This is a genomic window from Nocardioides sp. P5_C9_2, from assembly GCF_054049555.1.
The window spans coordinates 1-2,192 of record NZ_JBFUMD010000573.1 but is presented as its reverse complement, the minus strand read 5'-3'; the positions used below and the strand labels follow the sequence as shown (position 1 = coordinate 2,192).

Genomic DNA, 2,192 nt, shown 5'->3' with positions numbered 1-2,192 from the left:
GGACAACCCGAACTCGCGCTGGTTGAGGAGGTTGACCTCGACGAGGGCTCGGGTCTCGTCGACGACATCGCCCACGAGAGGGGCGTGCAGGAGGATCCGCGGCAGGTGTGCGCCCACGGTCACCCAGACCACACCGCGGGTCGTGTCGAGCGGGAGGTCCCCGTCGTCGTCCCACTGGGGTTGCTCGTCCTGCAAGTCACGCACCGCCAGGTCGACGACGGCCCGGACATGATCGGGACCGGCGGGGTGGACCGCTTCGTCGGGCTGGACCGCTCCACCGTCCCGCGGCTTCGGCGGGACGACGCGGTCCTCGGCGACGGCGGGCTCGTCGAGCAGTCCGTCCTCGGACAGGTACGCCGGGTGCATCACGGCGTACACCTCGCGCAGGGCTCGGACCATCATCACGGCCGCGCGGTCGGCCTCGCGCTGCTCGAGGTCGACCCAGTAGTTGCTCGACTCGTCCGGGCCGTCCTGCGGATCGTCGTACGACGGAGCGTCGAATCCGATGGCCACCAAGGACTCGTGCTGGCCCTCGTCCAGCAGGTACGCGTCGGCGAGATGCACGTTGCTCGCAGCCTCGACCCGCATCCACCCGGCGCCGGCCAGTGCCTGACAGTAGGGAGCCGTCCCGACCTCGACCTCGTCCGGCACCTCGATGAGCAACACCTCGTCGTCCCCCAGCCCGGCCAGCCGATCGGCCAGTCGCTGGCGGAACTTCCGCCACGCCGTCTCCACCGCGTCGTCCCAGCGACGCTCCAGCTCTCCACTCATCTCGACCCCGATCCGGGCCGCCCCCGCGACCCTGCCCTGCCGAACCTAGGGACGACCACCGACAGTTCAGGACGGACGGTCTAGACAACGAGGCTGATGCGATCAGACCAGGCTCACACACCCCGCCGTCGAGCACCGCTGCTCTTGCTCGCAGAGGACCGCGCTCGGTCACGATCGATGATCTCCTCAGAGGGCAAGCGGTCGGACGAGTCCGTACGACGAGCCGGCGGCGGGACTGCCTCCGGTCGTCGTACGCCCGACGTCACGAGGGTCGTGACTACGCTCGCCGCATGAGCGCAGCCGTGCCCACCTCGCTGCCCGCACTGGTGGAGAGGGCGGAGGCGCTCCTGCGCCGGTCGGAGCGGGTGGTGCTCGGCATCACCGGGGCTCCGGGTGCCGGAAAGTCCACCCTGGCCGAGCTGCTCCTCACCCGCCTGCGTGACTCGCTCGGGCCGGAGGCCGTCGGCCACCTGCCCATGGACGGCTTCCACCTCGCCGACGTCCAGCTCGACCGCCTCGGGCGGCGTGACCGCAAGGGCGCTCCGGACACGTTCGACGTCGCCGGCTACGTGGCGACGCTGCGGCGTCTGCGCGACGAGGCCGACCGCACGCTGTACGCACCCGGCTTCGCGCGTGACCTCGAGCAACCCCTCGCCGCTGCCATCGCGATCCCACCGTCCGCGCGGCTCCTCGTCACGGAGGGCAACTACCTGCTCCTGCCCACCGGCGGCTGGGAGCGCGCGCGTCCCCTCCTGACCGAGGTCTGGTTCACCGAGGTCGACGAGGACGTCCGCCGCGACCGTCTGGTCCGTCGGCACGAACAGTTCGGCAAGTCGCCCGAGTCCGCCCGCGCCTGGGTCGAGCGGGTCGACGAGCCCAACGCACGGCTGGTGGCCGCGACCCGCAGCGCGTCCGACCTCATCGTGCCGCTCCCGCCCTTCGCTGGTTGAAGTGCGGGGGAGGATGCGTGCCATGACTGCTCCTCGGTTCCTCGCGCTCGCGCTGGTGCTCTGCCTCGGCGCATGCGCGGGGGGCGAGGCGAGCGACGACGGGACCGCGCTGCTCCGCAACGAGACGGGGCGCGACGACCTCCGTGTGTTCGTGCTGGACGGCGCCGGCCGGCCCTTCATTGACGCGGCGCTGGACCCCGCCTTCCGGTTCGACACGCAGTTCACCGATCGCGAGCGGCAGTGCCTGGTGGCCGGTGACGGCTCGTTCGAGGTGCGTGACGCCGACGGCGCGGTGGTGGTCGAGCACGACTTCGCCGTCCGGCCCGTGTGCGAGCGCGAGGTGCTCGAGCTCACCGGCGACGGCGACCTCGTGTGGGTCGACCAGCGCTAGCCGCGCAAGCGGACGGCGAACGCCGCGACTCGTGGCCCCACCTACCCAGGGGCCACGAGTCGCGGAGCTCAGGCGAGCAC

3 protein-coding genes are annotated in these 2,192 nt (G+C 71.7%); 2 read left to right on the top strand and 1 reads right to left on the bottom strand.

Features of this window, described 5'->3' with window-relative positions; all coding sequences use genetic code 11:
* The coding region (locus tag ACXJKL_RS19790; RefSeq protein WP_457208711.1) for a TY-Chap domain-containing protein at nucleotides 1-771 on the bottom strand (771 nt) is incomplete at its 3' end.
* Between the two features lie 290 nt (nucleotides 772-1,061).
* Between ACXJKL_RS19790 and ACXJKL_RS19785 the strand changes: the two genes are divergently transcribed.
* On the top strand, nucleotides 1,062-1,721 hold the full coding sequence (locus ACXJKL_RS19785; RefSeq protein ID WP_457208710.1) for a nucleoside/nucleotide kinase family protein: 660 nt from the start codon (nucleotides 1,062-1,064) through the stop codon (nucleotides 1,719-1,721).
* 22 nt (nucleotides 1,722-1,743) lie between these two features.
* On the top strand, nucleotides 1,744-2,112 hold the full coding sequence (locus tag ACXJKL_RS19780; RefSeq protein WP_457208709.1) for a hypothetical protein: 369 nt from the start codon (nucleotides 1,744-1,746) through the stop codon (nucleotides 2,110-2,112).
* The last annotated feature ends 80 nt before the right edge of the window (nucleotides 2,113-2,192 follow it).